The organism is Agrobacterium sp. NPDC089420 (assembly GCF_044900305.1).
Lineage (GTDB): Bacteria > Pseudomonadota > Alphaproteobacteria > Rhizobiales > Rhizobiaceae > Agrobacterium.
In genome coordinates this window covers 498,504-523,005 of the sequence record NZ_JBJDMY010000001.1, presented here as the reverse complement: position 1 = coordinate 523,005, position 24,502 = coordinate 498,504, and the positions used below count along the sequence as shown (strand labels likewise).

The following is a 24,502-nucleotide window of genomic DNA, read 5'->3' as shown; positions in this document are numbered from 1 at the left end:
GCCAAAGCCAGCAAACGGTCTCAATCGACCAGGACCCCGACGGCCTTCCGCCCGCAACCCTTATAACACAAGCGCAATACACAGGACCCCGGATCTAGTCCGGGGTGACGGAAGGGGCGTTGCGCGCTATGGTAAACATCGAGACTGCCGTGCACATCTCCTCGTGTGGTAAAATCTTCTTCCGATGGTCTGTCTCGAAACAACGCGACGCGCTTCACAGAATTCAATTCCGTTTCCTCCCCCTATACGATAGCTAGTGAAAGTCGATTTCTGCAAAGGGGCGGGGCATGACGGCAATCACCATGAACGATGCGCTGGAGCGTGCGGGCGCAGGCGCCTATCAGCGGCGGCTGATGGGCATATTCGGCCTCGTCTGGGCGGCGGATGCCATGCAGGTTCTGGCCGTCGGTTTCACGGCAGCCTCGATCGCCGCGACCTTCGGCCTGACGGTGCCGCAGGCGTTGCAGACCGGCACGGCGTTCTTTTTCGGCATGCTTTTGGGCGCTGCCGGTTTCGGGCGGCTGGCGGATCGTTATGGGCGTCGCCGCGTGCTGATCGTTACCGTCGCCTGTGACGCCGTGTTTGGCGTGCTTTCGGTTTTTGCGCCTGATTTCACCATTCTGCTCATCCTGCGTTTTCTTACCGGAGCTGCGGTTGGCGGCACTTTGCCGGTGGATTATGCGATGATGGCCGAATTCCTGCCTGCCAAAAATCGAGGGCGCTGGCTGGTCTTTCTGGAGGGTTTCTGGGCTGTCGGGACGCTGATCGTGGCGCTGGCGGCGTGGGGCGCCAGCCTTGCCGGCGTGGCCGATGCCTGGCGTTATATTTTTGCGGTGACGGCCTTCCCGGCCGTCCTCGGTCTCGGGCTTCGCTTCCTGGTGCCGGAATCGCCGCTTTACCTGTTGCGCAGCGGCCGGTCCGAAGAAGCCAAGGCCGTGGTCAATCGCATGCTGGTGGTGAATGGGCGTGCGCCGCTTGATGCCGGCACGGGGCTTTTCCAGCCTGACCCGGCCAAGGGGCAGGGGATATTCTCTCCCGCGCTCCGGCAGCGCAGCATCATGATCCTCGCCATCTGGTTTCTCGTTTCCGTTTCCTATTATGGCGTCTTCACCTGGATGCCGGCGAAACTGGCGGGAGACGGTTTCGGCTTCGTGCGCGGTTACGGGTTCCTGGTGCTGGTGGCGCTGGCGCAAATCCCCGGTTATGCGCTTGCCGCCTATGGCGTCGAAAAATGGGGCCGCAAGCCGACGCTGATCGGCTTCTGCCTGCTGTCTGCGCTTGGCTGCCTGCTGTTCACCCTTGCCAGCGGTGGCGCAATGATCGCCGCCTCGCTTCTTATCATGAGTTTTGCGCTGCTCGGCACCTGGGGTGCGCTTTACGCCTATACGCCGGAACTTTATCCCACCGAATCGCGGGCGACCGGCATGGGCGCTGCGGGCGCCATGGCAAGGCTCGGCGGCCTTTTGGCGCCGTCGCTGCTCGGCTATGCCATTGCACAGGGCTTTGGAGTTGCGATCGGCATTTTCGCTGGTTTGCTGGTGCTGGCGGCCGTCGCGGCGACGATGATCAATGCGGAAACGCGGCAGGTGGCGCTGAGCTGAAGACGAGCGCCCCTTTTTCGATGCGTCAGAACCGCTTTTCGAGCCATGTGATCAACTGGCCGGTGGAGAGCGGCCCGAGTGAGCCGATTTTCGTGAAACCGTAGCGTTCGTAGGTTCTCAACGCATCGGGGTTCATCGTGTCGATATAGGCGCCGGTGCAGCCGCGTTTTCTCGCTTCTTCCTCCGCCATTGCCAGCAGCCTCGGGCCAATGCCCTGGCCGCGCATGGTTTCCGGCACGAAGAGAAGCTGCACGTAAAGCCAGCCGCGGGCGGTATGGCCAACAAGGCCGCCCGTGACGCTACCGTCATCATCACGGATGGTGATGGTAAGCTCGCGTTTGTCGCTTTCGCCGAAACGGGCGAGATTATAGGCCACCAGCGGATCGCGGATGGCCTTTTCGGCGTCCGTATCCGCGACGTCGCTCAAAACGAAATTCATGGTTTCTTTCCCTGGGACGCCGGGCGGCGGCCGTTTCTCGTTTCCAATCCGGGACGTGGAAAACCCCGTGCCTTCGCCGTTGGAAAGCCCTTACCGGCCTTCACGCCACCAGAGCGCGGAGAAGGCAAGCAGCAGCGCGCCAAGTCCGGCAAAACCGGCAAAGAGCGGCAGCGTGTTGACGCCTTTCAGCACCGTCTCGTCGGTCATGCGTATCAGCATGCGATCCTCGTCGGCAACCCTGATGTCGCCCCGCACCGGCAATATATCGGGCAGCGCGATACGGCCGGAATTATCGGCGACACGGTGCACGCTGCCCCGGGTGGCGTCGGCGAGCGGTTTCAGCGTTTCGGTCGTTGAAATCATCGCCTTGAATTCCGGCGCATCCACCGCGCCGACATGGACGAGGGTGGTGAAATCGCCGTTCCTGATCTCGAACAGGCCGGTTTCGTCCATGCGGCGGTCGATCCTGTACAGGCCCGGCTCCGTATTGGTGAAGGCCATGTTTTCGGTCTTGCCGGAAGGGAAACGCACGCTGGCCTGACCCGGATCGTCACCGATGGTCTGGCGGGTGATTTGCAATGTGCGGCCATTGGCACGCGCCGTCAGCGCCTCTTCCTCAAGCTCGGGTTCCTTCATCAGCCAATGGGCGATGCGGCGGTAAAGCGCCACATGCGGGCCGCCGCCTTCGAAGCCGCGCGCCCAGAGCCAGCCCTGATCCGACAGCAGCATGGCGACACGGCCTTCGCCCTGACGGTTCAGCACCAGCAGCGGGTCCTGCCCGTCGCCCAGCATCACGGTCTGGCCCTGCGGCGGGTCGACGCTGATGGTGCGGAACCAGCGGCCCCATTGCGGCGGCTCGTTGCCGGAGCCATCGAGACCACGGGTGACGGGGTGTTTCTTGCCCGCTTCCGAAAGGCGCGGATAAAAGGCTGCCTGATGCACCTGGCCGGTCGGCTGCGCCGGCAGCACTGAGGCGAGCGGGGTCATGGCGATCGAATCCTGACCGGCATGTTCCGGCCCGGCGGCGATCAAGAGCGCGCCGCCTTTTTCGACATATTGGGCGATGTAATCGTAATAAAGGATCGGCAGCACGCCGCGATGCTGGTAGCGGTCGAAGATGATGAGATCGAAGTCATTGATCTTCTCGACGAACAATTCGCGGGTCGGGAAGGCGATCAGCGAGAGCTCGTTGATCGGCGTGCCGTCCTGTTTTTCCGGCGGGCGCAGAATGGTGAAATGCACCAGATCGACCGAGGCGTCGGACTTCAAGAGGTTGCGCCAGGCGCGTTCGCCGGCGTGCGGCTCGCCGGAAACGAGCAGCACGCGCAGGTTCTGGCGGATGCCTTCGATCAGGTGAACGGCGCGGTTGTTCGCTGCCGTGACTTCGCCTGGAAGCTCGGCGACAGAAAACTCCATGACGTTGTTGCCGCCGCGCGGAACCTTGAAATTGAACGGCGTCGGCTGGCCGGGTGTCGCCTGCAGCGTGGCGATCTCCTGCCCGTTCATCTTCACCGTCACTTCGGCCGCACCACCGCCGGCGGGGCGACCGTCGTCGAAGACACGCAGCGTCAGCTGCTGCTCTTCATTGACGATGCCGAAGCGCGGGGCGCGGACGATCTCGATGCGGCGGTCGAATTCATCGGCCTTGCCGGTGATCAGCCCATGCAGGGGGGCGCGGAAGCCGAGCGCCTGTTCGGCATTGGGCAGGGCATTCGGGATATCGTGGATCTGGCCGTCGCTGAGGAAGATCGCGCCGCCGACGCGCGACGGCGAGACATCCGAAACGGCGGAGGAAAGCGCGGAGAACAGCTGCGTCGAGGGTGAATCGCTCTCGCCGTCGTCGCGCACTTCCACAATGCGCGGCTCGATGCGCGGGAAGCGCGAGAGCCGATCCTTCAAGGCTTCCAGCGCCGTATCGGTCATCTGCGGCCGGTCCTGCACGTCCTGGCTCTGCGAGCGGTCGACGATGACGGGGACGATGGTGGAAAGCGGCTCGCGTTCCTCCTGCGTCAAAAGCGGATTGGCGATGGCAGCCAGCAAAGCGGTAAGCGCCAGCCCGCGCAGCCATGCGCCACGCACGCCCCGCCACAGGCCGATGAAGGAGAGAGCGAGTGCGGCGACGGCCAGAACGGCAATCACGATCCACGGCAGGAAGGGGGCGAAGGTCAAAGTCATGTCACTGTCCCAACCGTTCGAGAAGTGCGGGAACGTGGACCTGATCGGCCTTGTAGTTGCCGGTCAGCATATACATCATGATGTTGACGCCGGAGCGGAAGGCGTGCTCGCGCTGCATCTCGTCCGGCGGCACGGTGGGCAGAACCGGCGCGCCCTGCGGATCGACGGCCCAGGCGCCGGCAAAATCATTGCCCGTTATCATGATCGGCGTCACGCCATCGCCGGAAGAGGAGAGGCCTGAAGTTGTCTTGGCGGCTCCTTGTCGCGATTCCACCCAGAGCGGCGAACCGTTGTAACGGCCGGGGAAATTGGTGAGCAGGTAGAAGGACCGTGTCAGGACATGATCTTCCGGCACCGGCTCCAGCGGCGGAATATCGATATTGGCGAGGATCGCCTGCAGGCGTTCGCCATTGGCGCTGGTGGCACCATTGTCGAGCGATGAAAACTGGTCGCGCGTATCGAACAGCACGGTGCCGCCCGCGCGCATATAGGCGTCGATACGCGAAATGGCGGCGCTCGACGGCATGGGTGCCGTGGCGGAAACCGGCCAGTAGATGATGGGATAGAAGGACAGTTCATCCTTGGAAATATCGAGGCCGACCGGCTGGCCGGGTTCCAGCGTGGTGCGCCAGGTCAGGAATTCGCTGAGACCTTGGAGACCCTGCTCGGAAATGCGGTCGACATCGTCTTCGCCGGTGCGGACATAAGCGAGATGGGTGGTGTCCAGCCGCTCGAAGATCTGCTCGTCTCCGGGTTTCGGATCGTCGGCGCGGGCATCCGTTGGCGACATGGCGGCAAAGGCGCCAAGCGCCAAGAGCATGGTCGCGACTGTCGCGCTGCGGGCTTTCGGCAGGCGCGCGAAGGCACCGTTCATGAAGAGCACGATCAGGCTGTCGGCAATCAGCATCAGGAAGGCGGCGATGAAGAGGGCCGGGCGCAGGGATTTCGCGGTTTCGCCGATCAGGGCTTCGCTGGTGGTGCTGACACCGGCGACGGACGTATCGAGCGGGCGCAGCGTCGCGCCTGCGGCCAAGAGATTGAGAGCCACGAAACCATCCTCTGTGCCGTAAAGGCCGGGGGGATTGTCGAAACCGCTGCGGGGTGGCTGGCCGGCGCGCATTTCCAGCGGCCGGGCAGTGCCGATTTCGGCCGTCAGCGCCCCTTCGGCCGTCAACAGCCGGAACGGCGGCAGGGCTGCGGCCGGGGCATTGGCGGAAGCCGAAGCGCCGCCCGCTTTCGACAATTGCACGATACGGCGCAGCATGTCGACGAAATGGCCCGATATTGGCAGGTCGGACCAGCTCGCCTCGGCGCTGACATGGAATAGCACGATGCGGCCCGCCTCGATGGTGCGGGTGGTGACGAGCGGCGTGCCGTCGGCAAGGCTGGCCCAGGTGCGTTCAGCCAGATCGGGTGTCGGCTCGGCCAGAACCTGGCGCTTGACGAGAATGCCATCCGCCTTGGGCATGCCGGCGAAGGCGCCGAAGCTCGGGAAATCGGCAAGCGGCTGCGGCTCGGCCCAGGAGAGCGCGCCGCCGAGCGCACGTTCACCCTGCCTGAGGGTCACGGGCACCAGCGGATCGTCGGCGGGGGCCGCGGCAAGGCGTGGCCCGGCAAAGCGGATCAACGTGCCGCCGCCGGCGAGCCAGCGCTGCATCGGCTCATAGGTTTCCTGCGGCAGGCGACCGATATCGGCCATGACGATGACGGAGGGGTTGGATTGCAGGATTTCCGGGATCGCCTGCGCCAGATCCGCCTGCCGCTGCGGGATGAGATCGGCAAACGGCTGAAGCGCGCGGCTGATATAATAAAGCGGCTGCAGCAGCGGCTGGAAATCATTGCCGGTTTCGCCGGCCAGCAGCGCCACGCGGCGGCGGCGGAAGCCGTCGTCGAGAAGATGCACGGCGCCCGCCGTCGAGAAACCTTCGAGGGAGAGGCGGGCGAAATCGTTGCGCAGCTCGAAGGGCGCTTCCACCGTTGCCGTGGTTTCGGCCGCGCCGGGCGCGAAGCTGGCGGTGCCATTGGCGAGGATGCGGCCCTGGCTGTCCTGCGCGTTCACGGTCAGTCGGGCGGCTTCGGCCGTGTCCAGCCGTGAAAGCGTGACGCTCATGGCATCGGCATTGTTGGTGGCGCCGGTAATGGCGGCAATCGCCTTGCCGTCGCCCTTCACGATGCGGAATTCGGCGGGCGAGAGGCTGGCAAGCGTTCTCATTGCGCTTTCGTCCTGCGCGGTCTGAACACCGTCGGCAATATAGGCGAGCGTGCCGGGGGCCGTGCCGTTCAGCGCCTCGGTGATGGCTTCCGCCGTGCGCACGCGGTCCGGAACGAGCGGCTTCGGCTTGGCGGCGGCCAATTTGTCCAGCGCCACGGCCGTTGTCGCCGGTACGGGGTCGTTTTCCGCATCGGCGGTGAAGCTGATGGAGACGGGGCGATCGGCGCGCTCCGCATCGCCGATCAGGGCTTGAGCGGTCGCCACGCGCCTTTCCCAGTCGGGCGCGGAGGCCCAGCTGTTGTCCACCACCAGCACCAGCGGGCCGCTGCCGGCGATGCTGTTGTTGCGCGGGTTCACCACCGGATCAGCGAGCGCGAAAATCACGGCGGCGGCAAGCGCCATGCGCAAAAGGGTCAGCCACCACGGGCTTTTCGACGGCGTTTCCTCACGCTTCAGCACCGTCGCCAATATCTTCAGCGGCGGAAACACCTCAGCCTTGGGACGCGGCGGGGTAAGCCGCAGCAGCCACCAGATGGCGGGCAGCGCCAGAAGGCCGAAGAGGATGTAGGGGCTGGTGAAGACGAAAGGCAATGCGCTCATCGACGGCCACCGCCTTGCCCACCGCCCTGTGCTGGCGCGCCGGAAAGATACATGTGCATGGCGACGAGCGCCTCGGAAGCGAGATGGTCTGTACGGTGGAACACGAAGTTCCAGCCGAGGCGGCGCAGCGACGACGACAGCGCCTCGCGTCTTGCGAGATAGGCGCGGGTGTAATCCTCGCGAATGGTCTCGGCGCGGCCGGACACGAGTTTTTCGCCGGTTTCCGGATCGGTAAACTCGGTGCGGCCGGAATAGGGGAAGGTTTCTTCGGCAGGATCGGCGATTTCCACCACATGGCCGCGCAGGCCGCGCCTGGCGAGCGGCGAAATCCGCTCCATCACATTTTTCGCATCATCGAGAAAATCGCCGATGAGGACGATGTCGCTCGCGCCGCGGATCATGCCCGTTTCCGGCATGCCCGTGGTCAGCGGCGCATGCATGATGGCGGCGGCCAGCCGTTCGGCGGCGTTTCTGGCCGAGACCGGCTCCATGATGCCGGGGCAGCCGATGCGTTCACCCGAGCGCGCGAGGATTTCCGCCAGCGCCAGCATCAGCACCAGCGCCCGGCTTTCCTTGGAGACGGAGCCGAGGGTGGATTTGAACATCATCGACGGCGACATGTCGGCCCAGAGCCAGATGGTATGGGCGGCTTCCCATTCCCGGTCGCGCACATAGGTGTGGTCGTCGCGGGCGGAGCGTCGCCAGTCGATGCGTGAGAGGCTTTCGCCTTCGGCATAGGGGCGGAACTGCCAGAAATTTTCACCGATGCCGCGCTTGCGGCGGCCGTGCCAGCCGGCGGTGACGGTATTGGCGATGCGTTTTGCCTCGACCATGCAGTCCGGCACCAGGGCGGCGCGCTGGCGCGCGCGCGCCAGAACTTCGCTGCCCGGCGTCTTGTCTACGATCTGGCCGATGGATGCCACATGCAGTCCTTTCGCGAAAATTTGGGCCTCAGTGCGCCTTCAGTTCTTCGCCTGTTCCACGAGGGCTGCGATGACATCGCGTACCGACATGCCTTCGGCGCGGGCCGCGAAGGTCAGCGCCATGCGGTGTTCCAGCACCGGCTCGGCCAGTGCGTGGACATCGTCCAGCGACGGCGCGAGCCTGCCTTCATAGAGCGCACGCGCACGGGCCGTCAGCATCAGCGACTGGCCGGCGCGCGGACCCGGTCCCCAGACAACGTGTTTGTCGGTCAATTTGTTGCCATGGCCGGGGCGGGCGGAGCGTACGAGCGACAGGATGGCGTCCACCACCTTGTCGCTGACCGGCATCTGGCGAATGAGGGCCTGGATTTCCATCAGGCGTTCCGCATCGATCACGCGGCGCGCTTCGCCGGAGGCGGTGCCTGTCGTGTCGAGCAGGATCTGGCGTTCGGCGGCAAGCTCGGGATAACCGACATCCACCTGCAGCAGAAAGCGGTCGAGCTGGGCTTCGGGCAGCGGATAGGTGCCCTCCTGTTCCAAAGGGTTCTGGGTGGCGAGAACGTGGAACGGCTTCGGCAGCTCATAGGTCTGGCCGGCCATGGTGATGTGATATTCCTGCATGGCCTGCAAAAGGGCGGACTGGGTGCGCGGGCTGGCGCGGTTGATTTCGTCGGCCATCAGCAATTGCGCGAAAACCGGACCCTTGATGAAGCGGAAGGAACGGCGGCCGTTCTCGTCCTGATCCATGACTTCGGAACCGAGAATGTCCGACGGCATCAGGTCCGGCGTGAACTGGATGCGGTTGGCGTCGAGGCCGAGCACGGTGCCAAGCGTGGTGACGAGCTTGGTCTTGGCGAGGCCGGGAACGCCGACGAGCAGAGCATGGCCGCCCGACAGGATGGCGAGAAGCGTGTTCTGCACCACTTTCTCCTGGCCGAAAATGACCTTGGAGACTTCCGTGCGGATCGCCGCAATGTCCGAAAGCGCCTTTTCGGCTGCGGCGACGATGGCCTTTTCATCGAGGGTTTCGCCGGTATTCATCACGCCCATGTCGCTCTCCTCATACCTTCGCCGCTGTCCAGTCGCATCCCGGTTTTGCCGACGGCCGGCCGGGACGGATTTTGCGCTGCATATAGCTTATTGCTCTCTTGGCCGCTGACAAGCGCCATTCGAATGACTATGTCGTGACTTAGTATTTCCTTATCGGCAAAGCGAGACTCGAATATGGCAGCGGAGACGATAAATTCGGCGGGCGATGCGGCCGGGCTTGCGGCGATGATTTCCCGCGCCGCCGAACAGACCGGCGACGCCAAGCGCGGGCCGGCCCCGGTGGAGCGCTGGAATCCACCCTTTTGCGGCGATCTCGACATGGAAATCCGTGCCGACGGCACCTGGTTCTATCTCGGCACCCCCATCGGCAGGGCACCTCTGGTCAGGCTGTTTTCCACGGTTCTGCGCAAGGACGAGGACGGCAAGACCTATCTCGTAACTCCTGTGGAAAAAGTCGGCATCCGTGTCGCGGATGCGCCTTTCGTGGCGGTGGAGATGAAGGTGACCGCGAGCGACGAGGATGGCGAGGAGCTGCTGACCTTCCGCACCAATGTCGGCGATGTGGTGGAGGCGGGGCCGGAACATCCGCTGCGGTTTGAGATTTTCGGTGAGAACCGGGAATTGAAGCCCTATCTTCTGGTGCGCGGCCGGCTGGAGGCGCTGGTCTCGCGGGCGGTGATGTACGATCTCGTCGGCCTTGGCGAGGTGATCGACGTGGATGGCGTCGAGATGTTCGCCCTGCGCTCGGGCGGGATGATCTTTCCGGTCATGCCGGCCAAGGAACTGGAACGGCTTTCGCAATGACGATGACGACAATGGGTCTCAAGGCTTTTACCGCTAGCGACTTCCGCCGCCGGGTCCTGCAGGACGGCGAGGGTGTGGCCGAGCGTGAGGAGAATGGCGATCATGTGCTCAATCCGGGCGTGGTGCTCACGGGCAACGGCATCAGGCTCAAGGATGCCGCCGTACTGATACCGGTGATCGACGATGGCAACGATGCGCGGGTGATCTTCACCCAGCGCACATCCACCCTGCGCAAGCATTCCGGACAGATATCCTTTCCGGGCGGCGGCATCGATGCCGAAGACCACACGCCGGAAGAGGCGGCCCTGCGCGAAGCCGAGGAGGAAATCGGTCTTGCACGCTCTTTCGTGGAAACGGTGGGACGTCTGCCGGATTATATTTCCGGGACCGGTTTCCGCATCAAGCCGGTGCTGTCCGTCGTTCGCCCCGGTTTCGATCTGACGCTCAATCCGGCCGAAGTGGAAGAGGTTTTCGAGGTGCCGCTGTCGTTCCTGATGGACCCGGCGAACCACGCGCGCGGCAGCCGCATGTTTCAGGGGAAGGAGCGGTTTTTCTACGAAATGCCCTATGGCGAGCGCTATATTTGGGGCATTACGGCGGGCATCGTGCGGACGATTTACGAGAGGTTTTATACATGAGCAGCCTTGCCGGGCAGGACTGGTTCGAAAAGCCGGCGCTGAAGCGCGTCTTTGCGCTGCTGAACGCCGATGGCGGCGAGGTGCGGATCGTCGGCGGCGCGGTGCGCAACGCGCTGATGGGCCTGCCCGTCGCCGACATCGACATGGCGACGACGCTTACCCCTGATGTCGTGGTCGCGCGGGCAAAGGCGGCGGGTATCAAATCGGTGCCGACCGGCATCGATCACGGCACGGTGACGCTGGTGATCGATGGCGAGGGTTACGAGGTGACGACGCTTCGCCGTGATGTCGAGACCAATGGCCGTCACGCACAGGTGGCTTTCGGCACCGACTGGCAGACCGATGCGGAACGGCGCGACCTCACCATCAACGCCCTTTATGCCGACGGGACGGGCGAGATCATCGATCTCATCAATGGGTTTCCCGATATTGAAACCGGAACCGTGCGCTTCATCGGCGATGCCGCGACGCGGATTTCGGAAGATTACCTGCGGATTCTCCGCTTTTTCCGCTTCTTCGCCCATTACGGGTCCGGCCGCCCGGATGCCGATGGCCTGAGGGCAAGCGCGCGGGCCAAGGACAAGCTGGCGACGCTTTCGGCCGAACGGGTGTGGAGCGAGGTGAAGAAGCTGCTTTCGGCGCGTGATCCATCGCGCGCTCTTTTGTGGATGCGGCAATCGGGTGTTCTCTCGGAAATTCTTCCCGAAACCGAGAAATGGGGTATCGACGCCATTCACGGGCTGGTGGCGACGGAACAGGCGCTGGGCTGGGCGGTGGACCCGATGCTGCGGCTTGCCGCCATCCTGCCGCCGGACCGGGACAGGCTGGTTGCCCTTGCCGCGAGGCTGAGGCTTTCGAAGGCCGAGGCGGGTTATCTGACCCAGTGGGCCGCTGCGCCCGCCGCCGACCCCGACATGAAGGAGACGGCGCTTGACCGGTTGCTCTACCGTCAGGGTGTCGACGGTGTGAAGGCACGGCTGAAGCTTGCGCTCGCTACCGCCCGTGCCGATCTTTCGGCCGGTAATGCGGCCATGCAGAAAGTCGCGCGGTTTTCGACGCTGCTGGCGAGGGCGGAGAAATTCCAGAAGCCCGGATTCCCGCTGAACGGCGCCGATGTGATGGCTGCGGGGGTCGAGGCGGGTCCAAAGGTCGGCGAAGTGCTGAAAAGCCTCGAGGAAAAGTGGATCGACGTCAATTTCTCACTCGACCGGGCAGCGCTGACCGCCCGGCTGAAGGAAATGCTCGAGAATTGAAGCCATATTCTACCTCATTCCTGTGCTTGTCACAGGAATCCGGCCGATACGCGTCTGCGCGGCGACAGAGGCCGTTCAGCCCAAGGACTTGGGCTGGCTGGTTCCCTGTCACAAGCACAGGGATGAGGTTGGGTGGCAGCACCCGAAGTTGCGCCTTCGGGGAAATGCGCTAGGCCGCATTCGCCTCGTCGCGGATGCGGGCCTTGATGTTTTCGATCATGTTTTCGCGAATGACGGTTTCGCCATGGGCGGTGCGCATATGTTCCACCGCGCGGCGAACAACTTCCGCATCATCATCTGCGCGCGTGTGCCAGGCGCAGCCGGGCACGAGCGTTCCGCATTCAAACAGTCTCATGGTCTTGCCTCCCTGTTTCAAGCGGGGGACAGCGTTGACGTGCATGCTGTCCCTCCGACAGGAAACGAATGGTCGCCGCTTATGTTCCCGCGCGGCGCCCTTCAATCCTATTCAGGCATTGCCCAGCACTGGAAAACAGAGGATGTGCCGGCTGCCGGGATTTTTGTACGGGGCATTTCGTCATTATCCGCCCGCTTCACCATTTTGCCGGCCAGCGTGCGTTTGACCTGTTCAACATAAAAGGAATGCGGCAGTTCACGATCGCCCGTGGCGCGCATTTCCGCGGCCAGGCGGTCAATCAATTCCGGAGTGTCGATGGAATGCGGCGCTTCCTCGGCGGAAGCGGAGATAGGCATGCTGTTCGAAGTAATCATGACGATAGCTCCTCCAGTACGTCTGCGGGAGGAGACTACCATTGCCTTGATTTTTCCATAAGTCCTAATTTGCGCTATTTGCGACCAAATGGCTGATGAGCGTCAAATTTGCGTGAGGTTTATGGCCAGCGCACCACCGGCGGCAGCGAGGAGAGAATCGATTCGACATTGCCGCCCGTCTTCAGGCCGAAGATGGTGCCGCGGTCATAAAGCAGGTTGAACTCGACATAACGGCCGCGGCGGATAAGCTGTTCGTCGCGGTCCTCTTCCGTCCAGTTCTGGTTGAAATTGGCGCGGACGATCTTCGGATAGACGAGGTTGAAGGCGCGGCCGACATCCTGCACGAAGGCGAAATTGGCGTCCCAGCCGCCTTTCTCCTCGTCGGGATGCAGCCAGTCGAAAAAGATGCCGCCGGTGCCGCGCGGCTCGTTGCGGTGCTTCAGGAAGAAATATTCGTCACACCAGCTCCTGTATCGCGGATAGTCGGCGACCGGATGACGGTTGCAGGTAATCTCGAAGGCGCGATGGAACAGCTGGGTGTCCGGGTCCTGCTGCGTGCGTCTGCGGCCCAGCACCGGCGTCAGGTCCGCGCCGCCGCCGAACCAGTGGCTGGTGGTGACGACCATGCGGGTGTTCATATGCACCGCCGGCACATTGGGATTGACCGGGTGGGCGATGAGTGACAGGCCGGAGGCCCAGAAACGCGGGTCTTCTTCCGCGCCCGGCATCTGCTTGCGGAATTCCGGCGAGAATTCGCCGTAGACGGTTGACGTGTGGACGCCGACCTTTTCGAAGACGCGGCCTTCCATCATCGACATCTTGCCGCCGCCGCCTTCGCCATTGTCGCGCAGCCAGTCCTTCTGCACGAAGCGGCCGGGCTCCTGATCGGAAAGCGGGCCGGTGAGTTCGTCTTCGAGGGTTTCGAAGGAGGCGACAATGGTGTCGCGCAGATGCTGAAACCACGCCTGGGCAACGGCCTTCTTGTCTTCGATGTCCTCGGGCAAGCCCTTCGGCAAGATTGGCCGTTCCATATCGTCTCTCTCCTGCGGTGACGTCTGTTCCCTGCCGCGTCTAGCAGGTGTTTGCACCGCGTACAAATTCGACTCGCCAAGGCGGGGTGCTGGCACTATCTTTATCGATGTAGGTGCCAGAGGTGAATATCATGCCGAAATTTGCCGGACCGCCGCCCCTCGACGGGCTGAAGCGCAGGATCGCCAATCACCGCAAGGAACGCGAAAGCGCCGGCGGCGAACAAAAGCGCGACGGCATGTTCGTGCGCCAGACCTTCTGTCTCAGCCGCGAGGAGGCCCGCGCCAAGGCGCGCGAATGGTTCGACAGCTTTCCCAAGGCCGCCTATTGGACGGAAGTGGAAAGCTGGCGGCAGCTGGAAGGCGACCGCATCGAATTCACCATGCGCAGGCTACCTTCCGCCGATTGAAATAGAATCAGGCGCGCGGTTCGGCGTAACGCAGGCGGCTTTCGATCAGCACGCCGCTTTCATCCAGAATGGGATGCGCCACCGTCACGATATGGGCGTTGATGCGTTTCAGGTCCCGCAGCATGTCGAGATGCAGCGAACTGGTCTGCATGCTTTCCGCCAATCCGTCGCGCAGCCGCTCCAGATGGCGGTTGGAGGATTGTTTTTCGAGGCGGCGTATATCCACCTTGCTTTCCATCAGCCGGCGGGCGAGCTCGAAATCGCCGGTCACCAGAATGCTCTGGGCGGCGCGCAGGTTCTCGATGGTCATGTCGAACAGGGTCTTCAGCTCGTCATAACCATCGTCGGAAAACTTGAAGCTGTTCAGTACCTTCTTGCGGATCTGCTCGCAGATGCCCTTTTCGATGATGTCGCCGATATGTTCGAGATTGATGGCATAATCGATGATGGCGATCGACCGGCGCGCTTCCTCGTCGGAAAGCCCCTTGCGCCCCAGTTGCGACAGATAGACCTTCACTTCCTGCTGACGGCGGTCGACCTTCTTTTCGAGCAGAGCGACTTCCTGAAGCGGGGCGAGATCATTGTGCTTGAAGGCGTTTTCGGCGCGGATCAGCATCCGCTCGATGCTGTCGCCGACGCCGAGGACCTCGCGGGTGGCGTTGGCGAGCGCCACCACCGGCATGTCGAGGGCCTGCTGGTCGAGGAAATTCGGGCCGTCTTCGGCCTTGGGGTCGCCCGGCACCAGCTTCGCCATCAGGTCGGATATCAGGCCGGAGAAGGGCCAGGCCAGCGCCGCCAGAATGACGTTGAAGATGAGGTGGGCGTCGACTGGCAGTTTTGCGGGCGAAAGCGGCAATTGCTGCAGATACGCCGCGCCATAGGAGGCAAGCGGCAGGGCGATGAGGCAGCCGATAGTGCGGACCACGAGGTTGCCGATGGTGATGCGCCGGGCGGATGCGGGGCCGGACAGCGTGGCGATGACGGGCGGAACGGCGCCGCCGAGATTGGCGCCGAGAATGAGGACGATGATGAGCCCGGTGGACAAGGTGCCGGTGGCGGCCAGCGACAGGATCAGCACCACGACAGCAAGGCTGGACGAGGAGACGAAGGCGAGTACGGCGGAAAAGATCAGCGCGACGGGCCATGCACCGTCCAGCAGGCCGATGAAAACGCCGAGCGCCGGCGAGGCGCGCATGGGCTCGGTCGCGCCGCTTAGAAGATGCAGCGACAGAAGCATGAGGCCGATGCCGATCAGCGCCGTTCCGCCGCCCTGTCTGGCATTGGAACTGCCTTTTTTGAGCACGATGCCGGCAAGGATCAGCAGCGGCGACAGCCATTCCACCCCGGCCGCCACGATCCATGCGGTCACGGCGGTGCCGACATTGGCGCCCAGCAACACCACCTGCGCCATGCGCGGACGGATGAGGTCCCGTTCGGCGAAGGAGGCGACTGTCAGCGCCGTCGCCGTCGAGCTTTGCAGGGCGACGGTGGCGAAGAAGCCGGAAAAGAAGGAGCGGGGGCCGTTCTGGGTTCCGGTGGCCAGCACGCTTCTCAGTTTCATGCCGAAGGCGCGGGTAACGCCATCCTTGACCTGGGCAAGGCCGAAGAGCAGCAGCGCGACCGCGCCGAGAAGGTTGACGATGACAATGGTGGATTGCATGCGACGTCTCCTCACACCCGCCGGCGAATGGGTCCGGCGAGAGCGATTTTTATTGTCCGGCTAAACAGTATAGGAGCGTATACGCCTTCGGTACAGGCCGGGTTGCGACAGTTTCGCGGTAAAAACGGTCAATTTTCATGTTTGCCTGAAAAAATGGCTGCAAAGATGGCGGGTCACGCCCATGCCGTCTGGCGCAGGGCCTCGCCGGTGACCATCGCCGCCGACATGGCGACGTTGATGGAGCGCTGTCCGGCTACCATCGGGATGATGATTCGCGCATCCGCCTTGTCATGCACGTGGTCCGGTACGCCGGCGCTTTCCCGGCCGAAGAGGAGGATATCGTCGGGGCGGTAGCCGATATCCGTGTAGGGCAGGGCGGCCTTGGTGGAGGCGAGGACGAGGCGGCGGCCGGTGGTTGCACGCCATTCCTCGAAACGGTCCCAGCTGACGTGGCGTGTCAGCGCCGCCGCGGCGATATAATCCATGCCCGCGCGTTTAAGATTGCGGTCGGAAATATCGAAACCGGCCGGCTCGATGATATCGACGCCAAGGCCGAGGCAGGCGGCCAGCCGCAGGATGGTGCCGGTGTTGCCGGGAATATCGGGCTGGTAAAGGGCGATCCTGATGTTGTTCATGTTTCTGCTATGCCAGTGTTACGCGCTTCATGCAGAACGCTTAACACGAGCGGACCTCAAACCGCCATCGTGAGCCAGGGCCATCTTGCCTGGTAGTCACGGCATTTGCGTTCGAAAAGCTCGATCTGCGGATTGTTCGGATTGAGACGCAGGATGCCGTTCCACATGTCCTCCAGCCCGTCCGGCGCATAGAGGCTGCGGTCTCCGATCCTTATTCCGAGGCGCGTGCAGGCGACGAGATATCGGTCGATACCGTCTTCAACCCGCCTCAGGGGCGGACAGAAGGCGCCGAATTTCCGCTCATACCACAGGTGCACGCGCGCCTGATTCCTGATCTCGACCTTCTCCGCCAGATCGCCGAGGAACCGGTTGGCCCGCCGGATCACGGCGTCTTCCGCTTCCCATGAAAGATCGTCGGCATCGAAATAAAAGACGTCGTAGTCCTTGATGGCCCGTTCGGGTTCGTAACCGCTTTTGAGGTTCCAGACGGTCTGGAACAGGCATCCCGCCGTCAATGTGGTCTGCGGCAACTGCAGGCCGGCAAGACCATCCAGAAGCCGCGCGTTGGTCTCGTTCTGCGCGGCGTATTCGATGAATTGCAGTTCGGAAATCGTCATGGTCCGCCGTGAATCAGTCTGCCGGTCACGTTTGCCATGTTGCCGCATGGATCGCCGTTGTCACGGAGTTTTAGCGCGCCGGGTCATTCGGCTGTCATGCGCCGATGCTAGTCATCGAACAATAGCGATGACAGGAAAAAAGCCATGTCCGAACGGGTGAATTTCGTCCATCTGACCGATCTGCATGTCGGCAATCCGCAGGTGCAGGATGATGATCTTTATTCCGACACATCGGCCACGCTTGCCGCCACGCTCGCGCAGGTCAAGGCGCTGGTGCCGCCGCCCGAATTCATCGTCGTCAGCGGCGACCTGACCAACCAGGGCGATGCCGGCAGCTATGAGGAGCTGAAGCGGCTGATGGCCGAGGCGGCGCTGGATGTGCCGGTGCTTTTCGCGCTCGGCAATCACGATCGTCGCGACGGATTTTATCCGGTGATGCTCGACCGCCATGAGGATCTGGATGAGCCTTATGATCATGCCCAGGTCATTGCCGACATCCATGTCATCGTGATGGATACCAGCGTCCCCGGCAAGGTCGGCGGCGCCTTCGAGCCCGGTCAGATCGAATGGCTCGAGGACGAGCTGGAAAACCACCCCGATCTGCCGAAGCTGCTGGTGATGCACCACGCGCCAGCGCTTGATTTCGACCGTCCGGAGGCGGAATGGGAATCCCTGTCGTTTGACGATACCGAGGCGCTGGACGAGGTGCTGTTCGAGCACGACGTCATCGGTATCCTCGCAGGCCATATTCATTATGACCGCATGTCGCACTGGCAGGGCATTCCCGTGGTGGTCGGCATCGGCCAGCATTTCGCCACCGATCCGCTGTGGCTGCATGAGGGCGTGCGCATGTTGTCCGGCGCGTCCTTTGCCATCGGTACGGTGCGGGATACGGGCCTGACCGTGACCTTTGCACCGCAACCCAGCGACCGCCGGGAACTGAAGCGCCATACGCAGGCCGGAATGGCCGCGCTGGTTGCCGAATATGAAGGCGGGCAGGCGCAGGACGCAGCCGAATAAGGCCAGGCCGGATTGGCTTGACGGGCGGAGACCTTCACGGGTCACTTCCGCCCGCTTCGGCTTATTCACCGCAATCGCGTATTTTCTCACGCATCCGCTGTCTTTCCGGCTGGTCAATGATTAATTTTTACGCTACAAGGCCACATCTTCAACACCAGCTCAGGGAGGTTCGCATGGATATGTACGTTCGCTTTCGCCTCCCGGCCCCAGTCGTGCCGCTGCTGGCCTAGGTGTTCTTCCGCGGTTCGTCCGCGTTTCCCATAATTCGATTCGTCATGTGGCTGTCTCAGCCATATTCAAAGACTTCTCCGTTCCGTCGTGAGCCATATTTGCGTCCGCTCACCTTTCACGATGGGGCGATTGATTGCCGGAGCTTGGCCTATGTTTGGCTGGTTTGAAAAACGCCTCGATCCTTTTCCGTCTTCGACGCCCGCCGTGCCGCCGAAGAAATTGCTGCCGTTCCTGTGGCATTATGTGAAGCCAGCATGGCCGTGGCTGCTGCTGCTCGGCCTGATGTCCATGGGCATCGCCATTGCGGAAGCCATGCTCTACAAATTCCTCGGCAATATCGTCGACTGGCTTTCCACGGCCAATCGCGAGACGTTTTTTGCCGATGAGGGCTGGCATCTGATCGTCATGGCAGGGCTGGTGCTCTTCCTGCTGCCGCTGATGGGCGCGATCCACACCATGACGATGCACCAGACGCTTGCCGGCAATTTCGGCATGATCGCGCGCTGGAAAATGCACCGTTTCCTGCTGCGTCACTCGATGAACTTCTTCGCCAACGAGTTTGCGGGCCGGGTCTCGACCAAGGTGATGCAGACGGCGCTGGCGATCCGCGAAGTGGCGCTGAAGGTGATCGACGTCTTTGTCTACGCCATCAGCTTCGTCGTCTCGATGCTGTTCATGGTGGCGGCGGCGGACTGGCGGCTGGTCATTCCGCTGCTGGCCTGGCTCGGTATCTATATGGGCATTCTTGCCTATTTCGTGCCGAAACTCGGCCGGCTGGCGCAGGAACAGGCCGATGCGCGCTCGTTGATGACGGGCCGGATCGTCGACAGCTACACCAATATCTCGACGATCAAGCTGTTTTCCCATGCGGGCCGTGAGGAGAGATATGCGCGTGAGGGCATGAACGTGTTTCTCGGCACCGTTCACCGCCAGATGCGCAAGATTTCCGGCTTCAACATCCTGATCGACCTCAACAATGCCGTGGTGCTGTTTTCCACGGCGGCGCTCGGTCTTTATTTCTGGATGCAGGGTTCGGTGACGGCCGGTTCGGTCGCCATCGCCATCAGCCTTGCCATGCGCGTCAACGGCATGTCGCAGTGGATCATGTGGGAAGTCACGTCGCTGTTCGAAAACATCGGCACGGTCTATGACGGCATGTCGATGATGACGAAACCGCACGATATCGTCGATGTCGCCAAGGCGCCGCAGCTTGCGGCACCGCAGGGCGCCATCCGTTATGACAACGTCCGCTTCCACTACGGCAAGAACAAGGGCGTGATCGACGGGCTGACGCTGGATATCAAGCCGGGCGAAAAGGTCGGTCTCGTCGGGCGCTCGGGCGCCGGCAAGACGACGCTGATGAACCTGCTGCTGCGCTTCTATGATCTCGAGGCCGGCAGGATCACCATCGATGGGCAGGACATTTCCAAGGTGTCGCAGGACAGCCTGCGCGAGCTGATCGGCGTGGTGACGCAGGATACCTCGCTGCTGCATCGGTCGATCCGCGACAACATCGCCTATGGCCATCCCGAGGCCACGGACGAGCAGGTGATCGCGGCGGCGAAGCGGGCGAATGCCTGGGACTTCATCGAAACGCTGGTCGACATGCATGGTCGCCAGGGTCTCGATGCCCAGGTGGGCGAGCGCGGCGTAAAGCTCTCCGGCGGCCAACGCCAGCGTATCGCGATCGCCCGCGTCTTCCTCAAGAACGCACCGATCCTGGTGCTGGACGAGGCGACCTCGGCGCTCGATTCCGAAGTCGAGGCGGCGATCCAGGAGAACCTGTTCTCGCTGATGGAAGGCAAGACGGTGATTGCGATCGCCCACCGCCTTTCGACGCTGACGGAAATGGACCGGCTGATCATCCTCGACAAGGGCCAGATCGTCGAGGCGGGCAGTCATACGGAACTGGTGGCGATGGGCGGCATCTATGCCGATCTGTGGCGGCGCCAGTCCGGCGGTTTCATCGCCGACCACGACGCGGAAGTGGCGGCGGAATAAGCAAAGAGAGAGGGCGGGAAGCATGGTTTCCCGCCCTTTTCGCGCAATGGGTTAAAGCCTCGCCGCCGTTATGCCGGTCTTGATCCACTGCTCTCCGGTTTGAAATTTCACCGGGCTGCCTTCCCATCATCCTGGTGGCGAAGGCGCGCATTCTCTTGACGTCATCCTCGGTCCTGTGCCGAGGATCTAATCACGTTGAATAAAATCAAGATGTTGCATATCCCCGGGACAGGCCCGAGGATGACGTCGGGGCAATTGGCTCAGTTCTTCTTCCCATCTGACGACGTGGTGACGGAGTGCGGATGTTACCAATGCGCAAATCCAGTCGGCTCGATTGAAGGGTGGGCGGAACATTCGCCGCCCTTTTTCATTTCACGAATGTTACCGAAATATAATCTCTTCCCAAAGGCTCTGCGGCTGTTCCCGAGAGGGGAATCCGCCTATATCCGGATCATGGTCATTCCCCGCATCTTCGAGTATTTCGAGAACTGGATAAAGCCCTTCGCCCGCAAAGACGATTTGCGGCCACCCGAAAACACATTCGCCTTCATCTGGTTCTACATCAGGCAGGCCAAGGCGCCGTTTTTCGCCATGCTGGTGCTCGGCGGGCTGACGGCGGCCATCGAGGCGGCGCTGTTCTGGTTCGTCGGGCGGCTGGTGGATATTCTCTCGACGGTGAAACCGGAAGAGGGCTGGGCCGGGCTTCTGGCTGCCCATGGCGGCGAACTCGTCGGCATGCTGGTGCTGATCGGCGTCGTGCGCTTCGTCGTCACGATGATTACGGCACTGGTGGACCAACAGATCATCACGCCCGGTTTTTACAATCTGGTGCGCTGGCAGTCCTACATGCATGTGGCGCGGCAATCGCTTTCCTTTTTCCAGAATGATTTTTCCGGACGCATCGTCACCAAGGTCTGGTCCGGCGGGCAGGCGGCGGGTGACCTCGTCACCTCGCTGATGGAAAGCGTCTGGTTCGTCGGCATCTATTCCGTCTCTATGCTGTTTCTGATCGGCGGGCTGGACTGGCGGCTGGCGCTTGTCGTTCTCGTCTGGGTGCTGATCTTTTCGGCGCTGGCGCGTTATTTCGTGCCGCGCATCCGCCACCATTCGAAAGAGACGGCGGAAGCCGCCTCCATGCTTTCCGGCCGCATGGTGGATGCCTATAGCAATATCCAGACGCTGCGGCTGTTCGGACGCGACGATGCGAATGACCGCTACATGCGGCAGGGCTTCGACATCTTCCAGAACGCGACCATGACCTTCACGCGGTTCATCACCGGCGTGCGTGCCTCCATGGCGCTCTTGTCAGGCGTGATGATCACCTCCATGGCGGCGCTGTGCATCGATCTGTGGCTGTCGGGGCGCATCAGTTCCGGTGCGGTGGCCTTCACGCTGGCGCTGGTGCTGCGCCTCAACTTCCTGCTTGGCCGGCTGATGACGCAGTTCAATGGCATCATGCGCAATTTCGGCACGGTGCAGAATGCCGCAGAATTGATCTCGCAACCGATCGGTCTCGTCGACGCGCCGGATGCGGCGGTGCTGGAGGTCAAAAAGCCCAGCATCCGCTTCGAGAACGTCAGTTTCCACTATGGACGGGCGAATGGCGTCATCGACAGGCTCAACCTCGATATCAAGGCGGGCGAAAAAGTCGGGATCGTCGGACGCTCGGGCGCGGGCAAATCCACACTCGTCAACCTTCTCCTGCGGTTTTACGATGTCGAGAAAGGCCGCATCCTGATCGACGGCCAGGATATCGCCAGCGTGACCCAGGAATCGCTGCGCGCGCATATCGGCATGGTGACGCAGGATACCTCGCTGCTGCACCGCTCCATCCGTGACAACATCATGTTCGGTCGCACGGATGCCACCGAAGCGCAGCTGCGGGAGGCGACGCGACGGGCGAAGGCGGATGATTTCATCGAAAGGCTGGAAGATCAGCGTGGCAGGACGGGTTTCGACGCGCATGTGGGCGAACGGGGGGTGAAACTCTCCGGCGGTCAGCGCCAGCGCATCGCCATCGCCCGCGTGATGCTGAAGGATGCGCCGATCCTCGTGCTCGACGAGGCGACGTCGGCGCTCGATTCGGAGGTGGAGGCGGCGATCCAGAGCAATCTGGACGAGCTGATGCAGGGCAAGACGGTGCTGGCCATCGCCCACCGGCTGTCCACCATCGCCGCCCTCGACAGGCTGATCGTGATGGATCAGGGGCGCATCGTCGAGCAAGGCACGCATGCCGATCTGGTCTCGCAGGGCGGGCTTTATTCGGAACTCTGGGCGCGGCAGTCGGGCGGTTTTCTCGCGGCCGAGGAGACGGCCTGAGGACCGTGAGGGGTCGCCATGCGGTTCTTCAAATATGCATAAAATATAAAATCTTTGGTTGCCAACAGCTTCGCGACGGCCTTTTGTGAAAGTTTTATTCAACCTAAAATTTATAATGTGGCGGTAAGCTCTTGTTTATCGGTGCATGCCACAAAAATGGCCGCGGGAGGAACGCGCTCATTTTTGTGGATGGAAAACAATGCATATTTTCAGAATTCGTATTCTTCTGCCGGCATTGTTCGGCGTCACCGTTCTTTTTTCCATCGCCCAGGGGATCGCAAGCATGCGATCCGTTGCGGAGATGGATCGGCAGGCCAGCAATATCGTTCTGCGCATGGAGCGGTCATTGGCTATTGCCGATCTTGGCGACAGGCTCAACGATATTCGCCGCAATTATCTGGCTGTCATGACTTCCGCCACTCCGGAAGCGCGGAACGCCCTGTTCCAGCGCATATTGAAGGCGCAGGAAGAGCGCATGCAGGCGTTTGACGCCTATGCCGCCGAATTGAAGATCCCCTCCATCATCGAAAAATTCCAGCGCCTGAATGTCATGGTCGCAAATTATGAGACCATGGGGGCGGAGCTGAAAAAAATCGTTGTCACCGGCGATATCGATGCCGCGCGGGCGCAGGTCGCCAGCATGACGCCGGTGGGCAATGCCGCCGGCGCGCTGATGAAAGAGATGATCGAGGATAATCGTCAACGTGGTCTGGCGGATCAGCAGGCGGCGGAAGCGGCCGGACAATTCGCCTTCTTCATGTCGCTTGGCGCAATGCTGGTCGCCGCCGCGGTCGCGCTGGTCGCCGCGCTCTTCAGTTTCCTGCGTATCTCGCGCCCGATCAACGACATCACCCGCGCCATGAACGGACTGGCGGCAGGCGACACGGTCAGTTCCATTCCGCATTCCGGCCGCAAGGACGAGATCGGCGAAATGGCGGCCGCCGTTGCCGTGTTCCGCGACAATGCCGTCGAGCGTGAGCGTCTGGAGCGGGAAACCGAGGCCAATCGCAGCCTGAGCGAGCGTGAGCGTCTGGAGCACGAGGCACAGAAGGCGCGCGAGGCGGAAGAGGTCCGTTTTGCGGTTGAAAACCTTGGTGCCGGACTGAAGAAACTGTCGCAGGGCGACATGACCTGCCGTCTGGAAATCGCCTTTGCCGAGCGGCTTGACGGTTTGCGCGGCGATTTCAACGAATCCGTCGCGACGCTGCAGGCGGCGTTGCGTTCGGTGGGTGAAAACGCCCGGGTCATCGATGCCGGCGCCGGTGAAATCCTGGCGGCGGCGGGCGATCTTTCCCGCCGCACCGAGCAGCAGGCCGCTTCGGTCGAGGAGACCGCCGCGGCGCTTGAAGAGGTGACGACGGCGGTGAAGGATTCGGCCCATCGCGCCGCCGAGGCCGGCCAGATCGTGGAACGGGCACGTGAAAGTGCGGAAATGTCCGGCCAGATCGTCACCCGCACGGTTCTGGCGGTGCAGGACATCGAAAAATCCGCCAATGAGATCAGCAATATCATCAGTGTCATCGATGAGATCGCCTTTCAGACCAACCTTCTGGCCCTGAATGCCGGGGTTGAGGCGGCGCGGGCGGGTGATGCCGGCAAGGGTTTTGCCGTGGTGGCGCAGGAGGTGCGCGAGCTGGCGCAGCGTTCCGCCAACGCCGCCAAGGAGATCAAGGTTCTCATCAACCGCTCCGGCGAGCAGGTGCGCGAGGGTGTTACGCTGGTCGGCAAGACCGGCGAGGCGCTGGCGGGAATCGTCGAGGAGGTGCGTGAGATCAACCGCCACGTGGCATCCATCGTCGTCTCCACGCGCGAACAGTCGACCGGCCTTTCGGAAATCAGTTCCGCCGTGAACCTGATGGACCAGGGGACCCAGAAAAACGCGGCCATGGTGGAACAGACGACGGCGGCGAGCGGCAGCCTCGCGTCACAGGCAAGCGCCCTCAATGCGCTTCTGGCGCAGTTCAGGCTGCGGGAGGCGGCGGAGACTGTCCTTGTCGCCGCTCCGACCTCCGTTCCTCAGCCTTCGCCGGCACGCGCGATGGGACACAAGATCGCCGCCGCCTTCGGGGGCGGGCGGCAGGCGGCATCGGCGCAGGACTGGGCAGAGTTCTAAACCGCACCCGGTGCGCTCGTGAACAGGATAATGGCGGCTTTCGG

The 24,502-nt window shown here is 62.4% G+C and carries 20 protein-coding genes; 9 read left to right on the top strand and 11 right to left on the bottom strand.

What is annotated here, in order from left to right; genetic code table 11:
• The first annotated feature begins 287 nt into the window (after positions 1-287).
• Entirely contained in the window at positions 288-1,601 is a 1,314-nt protein-coding gene (locus ACI2KA_RS02545; RefSeq protein ID WP_404498908.1) for an MFS transporter, read from the top strand.
• Between the two features lie 25 nt (positions 1,602-1,626).
• Here the strand turns inward: ACI2KA_RS02545 and ACI2KA_RS02540 are convergent, their stop codons facing one another.
• The 5 genes from ACI2KA_RS02540 to ACI2KA_RS02520 all read right to left on the bottom strand — a co-directional run bounded on the left by ACI2KA_RS02540 (position 1,627) and on the right by ACI2KA_RS02520 (position 9,000).
• On the bottom strand, positions 1,627-2,040 hold the full coding sequence (locus ACI2KA_RS02540) for a GNAT family N-acetyltransferase (protein ID WP_404498906.1): 414 nt from the start codon (positions 2,038-2,040) through the stop codon (positions 1,627-1,629).
• A 90-nt stretch (positions 2,041-2,130) separates the two neighbouring features.
• The gene (locus ACI2KA_RS02535) at positions 2,131-4,215 is read right to left on the bottom strand and encodes a hypothetical protein (protein ID WP_404498904.1); all 2,085 of its coding nucleotides are present in this window, start codon (positions 4,213-4,215) and stop codon (positions 2,131-2,133) included.
• A gap of 1 nt (position 4,216) precedes the next feature.
• Positions 4,217-7,027, bottom strand: a complete 2,811-nt coding sequence (locus ACI2KA_RS02530) for a DUF4159 domain-containing protein (RefSeq protein WP_404498902.1) — start codon at positions 7,025-7,027, stop codon at positions 4,217-4,219.
• Entirely contained in the window at positions 7,024-7,950 is a 927-nt protein-coding gene (locus ACI2KA_RS02525; protein WP_404498900.1) for a DUF58 domain-containing protein, read from the bottom strand. The genes ACI2KA_RS02530 and ACI2KA_RS02525 overlap by 4 nt, the downstream gene beginning before the upstream one ends.
• Before the next feature lie 39 nt (positions 7,951-7,989).
• The gene (locus ACI2KA_RS02520) at positions 7,990-9,000 is read right to left on the bottom strand and encodes an AAA family ATPase (protein ID WP_404498898.1); all 1,011 of its coding nucleotides are present in this window, start codon (positions 8,998-9,000) and stop codon (positions 7,990-7,992) included.
• Positions 9,001-9,174: 174 nt separating this feature from the next.
• Between ACI2KA_RS02520 and ACI2KA_RS02515 the strand changes: the two genes are divergently transcribed.
• Genes ACI2KA_RS02515 through ACI2KA_RS02505 form a run of 3 tightly spaced genes read left to right on the top strand, consistent with a single transcriptional unit; the run spans position 9,175 to position 11,695 of the window.
• Positions 9,175-9,804: a DUF1285 domain-containing protein gene (locus ACI2KA_RS02515; RefSeq protein WP_404498896.1), complete on the top strand. Its 630-nt coding sequence runs from the start codon at positions 9,175-9,177 to the stop codon at positions 9,802-9,804.
• Positions 9,801-10,442 (top strand): CoA pyrophosphatase, encoded by a 642-nt coding sequence (locus tag ACI2KA_RS02510; RefSeq protein WP_404498894.1) that lies wholly within the window; start codon positions 9,801-9,803, stop codon positions 10,440-10,442. Before ACI2KA_RS02515 ends, ACI2KA_RS02510 begins: the two co-directional genes overlap by 4 nt.
• Positions 10,439-11,695 carry a CCA tRNA nucleotidyltransferase gene (locus ACI2KA_RS02505; protein WP_404498892.1) on the top strand — a complete coding sequence of 419 codons (1,257 nt, stop codon included), beginning with the start codon at positions 10,439-10,441 and terminating at the stop codon, positions 11,693-11,695. Before ACI2KA_RS02510 ends, ACI2KA_RS02505 begins: the two co-directional genes overlap by 4 nt.
• Positions 11,696-11,864: 169 nt before the next feature.
• Here ACI2KA_RS02505 and ACI2KA_RS02500 read toward each other — a convergent pair whose 3' ends face one another.
• From ACI2KA_RS02500 to hemF, 3 genes are all read right to left on the bottom strand, one after another.
• The gene (locus ACI2KA_RS02500; protein ID WP_404498890.1) at positions 11,865-12,050 is read right to left on the bottom strand and encodes a DUF1059 domain-containing protein; all 186 of its coding nucleotides are present in this window, start codon (positions 12,048-12,050) and stop codon (positions 11,865-11,867) included.
• A gap of 107 nt (positions 12,051-12,157) precedes the next feature.
• Positions 12,158-12,424, bottom strand: a complete 267-nt coding sequence (locus ACI2KA_RS02495; RefSeq protein ID WP_404498941.1) for a hypothetical protein — start codon at positions 12,422-12,424, stop codon at positions 12,158-12,160.
• Between the two features lie 119 nt (positions 12,425-12,543).
• Positions 12,544-13,455 (bottom strand): oxygen-dependent coproporphyrinogen oxidase, encoded by a 912-nt coding sequence (gene hemF, locus ACI2KA_RS02490; RefSeq protein ID WP_404498888.1) that lies wholly within the window; start codon positions 13,453-13,455, stop codon positions 12,544-12,546.
• 131 nt (positions 13,456-13,586) lie between these two features.
• On the opposite strand from hemF, the gene ACI2KA_RS02485 reads away from it, so the two are divergent.
• A complete protein-coding gene (locus tag ACI2KA_RS02485; protein ID WP_404498887.1) occupies positions 13,587-13,862 on the top strand; it encodes a hypothetical protein in 276 nt (91 codons plus the stop codon).
• A gap of 7 nt (positions 13,863-13,869) precedes the next feature.
• On the opposite strand, the gene ACI2KA_RS02480 is transcribed toward ACI2KA_RS02485, so the two are convergent.
• The 3 genes from ACI2KA_RS02480 to ACI2KA_RS02470 form a co-directional block, all read right to left on the bottom strand.
• The gene (locus tag ACI2KA_RS02480) at positions 13,870-15,522 is read right to left on the bottom strand and encodes a Na/Pi cotransporter family protein (protein WP_404498885.1); all 1,653 of its coding nucleotides are present in this window, start codon (positions 15,520-15,522) and stop codon (positions 13,870-13,872) included.
• A 173-nt stretch (positions 15,523-15,695) separates the two neighbouring features.
• On the bottom strand, positions 15,696-16,157 hold the full coding sequence (locus tag ACI2KA_RS02475; RefSeq protein WP_404498883.1) for a tRNA (cytidine(34)-2'-O)-methyltransferase: 462 nt from the start codon (positions 16,155-16,157) through the stop codon (positions 15,696-15,698).
• Between the two features lie 56 nt (positions 16,158-16,213).
• On the bottom strand, positions 16,214-16,774 hold the full coding sequence (locus ACI2KA_RS02470) for a nucleotidyltransferase family protein (protein WP_404498881.1): 561 nt from the start codon (positions 16,772-16,774) through the stop codon (positions 16,214-16,216).
• A gap of 144 nt (positions 16,775-16,918) precedes the next feature.
• Here ACI2KA_RS02470 and ACI2KA_RS02465 point away from each other — a divergent pair, with 144 nt between their 5' ends.
• The 4 genes from ACI2KA_RS02465 (at position 16,919) to ACI2KA_RS02450 (ending at position 24,458) form a co-directional block, all read left to right on the top strand.
• Positions 16,919-17,794: a phosphodiesterase gene (locus tag ACI2KA_RS02465; protein WP_404498879.1), complete on the top strand. Its 876-nt coding sequence runs from the start codon at positions 16,919-16,921 to the stop codon at positions 17,792-17,794.
• A 381-nt stretch (positions 17,795-18,175) separates the two neighbouring features.
• Entirely contained in the window at positions 18,176-20,026 is a 1,851-nt protein-coding gene (locus tag ACI2KA_RS02460) for an ABC transporter ATP-binding protein (protein WP_404498877.1), read from the top strand.
• Between the two features lie 378 nt (positions 20,027-20,404).
• Positions 20,405-22,345, top strand: a complete 1,941-nt coding sequence (locus ACI2KA_RS02455) for an ABC transporter ATP-binding protein (protein WP_404498875.1) — start codon at positions 20,405-20,407, stop codon at positions 22,343-22,345.
• 199 nt (positions 22,346-22,544) lie between these two features.
• A complete protein-coding gene (locus tag ACI2KA_RS02450; protein WP_404498873.1) occupies positions 22,545-24,458 on the top strand; it encodes a methyl-accepting chemotaxis protein in 1,914 nt (637 codons plus the stop codon).
• Positions 24,459-24,502 lie beyond the last annotated feature (44 nt).

Bases quoted from the DNA above. Each gene is read 5' to 3' on its own strand.
- ACI2KA_RS02455 (WP_404498875.1), top strand. From the start codon at position 20,405: ATGTTACCGAAATATAATCTCTTCCCAAAGGCTCTGCGGCTGTTCCCG.
- ACI2KA_RS02465 (WP_404498879.1), top strand. From the start codon at position 16,919: ATGTCCGAACGGGTGAATTTCGTCCATCTGACCGATCTGCATGTCGGC.
- ACI2KA_RS02530 (WP_404498902.1), bottom strand. From the start codon at position 7,027: ATGAGCGCATTGCCTTTCGTCTTCACCAGCCCCTACATCCTCTTCGGC.
- ACI2KA_RS02495 (WP_404498941.1), bottom strand. From the start codon at position 12,424: ATGATTACTTCGAACAGCATGCCTATCTCCGCTTCCGCCGAGGAAGCG.
- ACI2KA_RS02535 (WP_404498904.1), bottom strand. From the start codon at position 4,215: ATGACTTTGACCTTCGCCCCCTTCCTGCCGTGGATCGTGATTGCCGTT.
- ACI2KA_RS02545 (WP_404498908.1), top strand. From the start codon at position 288: ATGACGGCAATCACCATGAACGATGCGCTGGAGCGTGCGGGCGCAGGC.
- ACI2KA_RS02510 (WP_404498894.1), top strand. From the start codon at position 9,801: ATGACGATGACGACAATGGGTCTCAAGGCTTTTACCGCTAGCGACTTC.
- ACI2KA_RS02540 (WP_404498906.1), bottom strand. From the start codon at position 2,040: ATGAATTTCGTTTTGAGCGACGTCGCGGATACGGACGCCGAAAAGGCC.
- ACI2KA_RS02450 (WP_404498873.1), top strand. From the start codon at position 22,545: ATGCATATTTTCAGAATTCGTATTCTTCTGCCGGCATTGTTCGGCGTC.
- ACI2KA_RS02460 (WP_404498877.1), top strand. From the start codon at position 18,176: ATGTTTGGCTGGTTTGAAAAACGCCTCGATCCTTTTCCGTCTTCGACG.
- ACI2KA_RS02480 (WP_404498885.1), bottom strand. From the start codon at position 15,522: ATGCAATCCACCATTGTCATCGTCAACCTTCTCGGCGCGGTCGCGCTG.
- hemF (WP_404498888.1), bottom strand. From the start codon at position 13,455: ATGGAACGGCCAATCTTGCCGAAGGGCTTGCCCGAGGACATCGAAGAC.
- ACI2KA_RS02500 (WP_404498890.1), bottom strand. From the start codon at position 12,050: ATGAGACTGTTTGAATGCGGAACGCTCGTGCCCGGCTGCGCCTGGCAC.
- ACI2KA_RS02485 (WP_404498887.1), top strand. From the start codon at position 13,587: ATGCCGAAATTTGCCGGACCGCCGCCCCTCGACGGGCTGAAGCGCAGG.
- ACI2KA_RS02520 (WP_404498898.1), bottom strand. From the start codon at position 9,000: ATGGGCGTGATGAATACCGGCGAAACCCTCGATGAAAAGGCCATCGTC.
- ACI2KA_RS02475 (WP_404498883.1), bottom strand. From the start codon at position 16,157: ATGAACAACATCAGGATCGCCCTTTACCAGCCCGATATTCCCGGCAAC.
- ACI2KA_RS02470 (WP_404498881.1), bottom strand. From the start codon at position 16,774: ATGACGATTTCCGAACTGCAATTCATCGAATACGCCGCGCAGAACGAG.
- ACI2KA_RS02505 (WP_404498892.1), top strand. From the start codon at position 10,439: ATGAGCAGCCTTGCCGGGCAGGACTGGTTCGAAAAGCCGGCGCTGAAG.
- ACI2KA_RS02515 (WP_404498896.1), top strand. From the start codon at position 9,175: ATGGCAGCGGAGACGATAAATTCGGCGGGCGATGCGGCCGGGCTTGCG.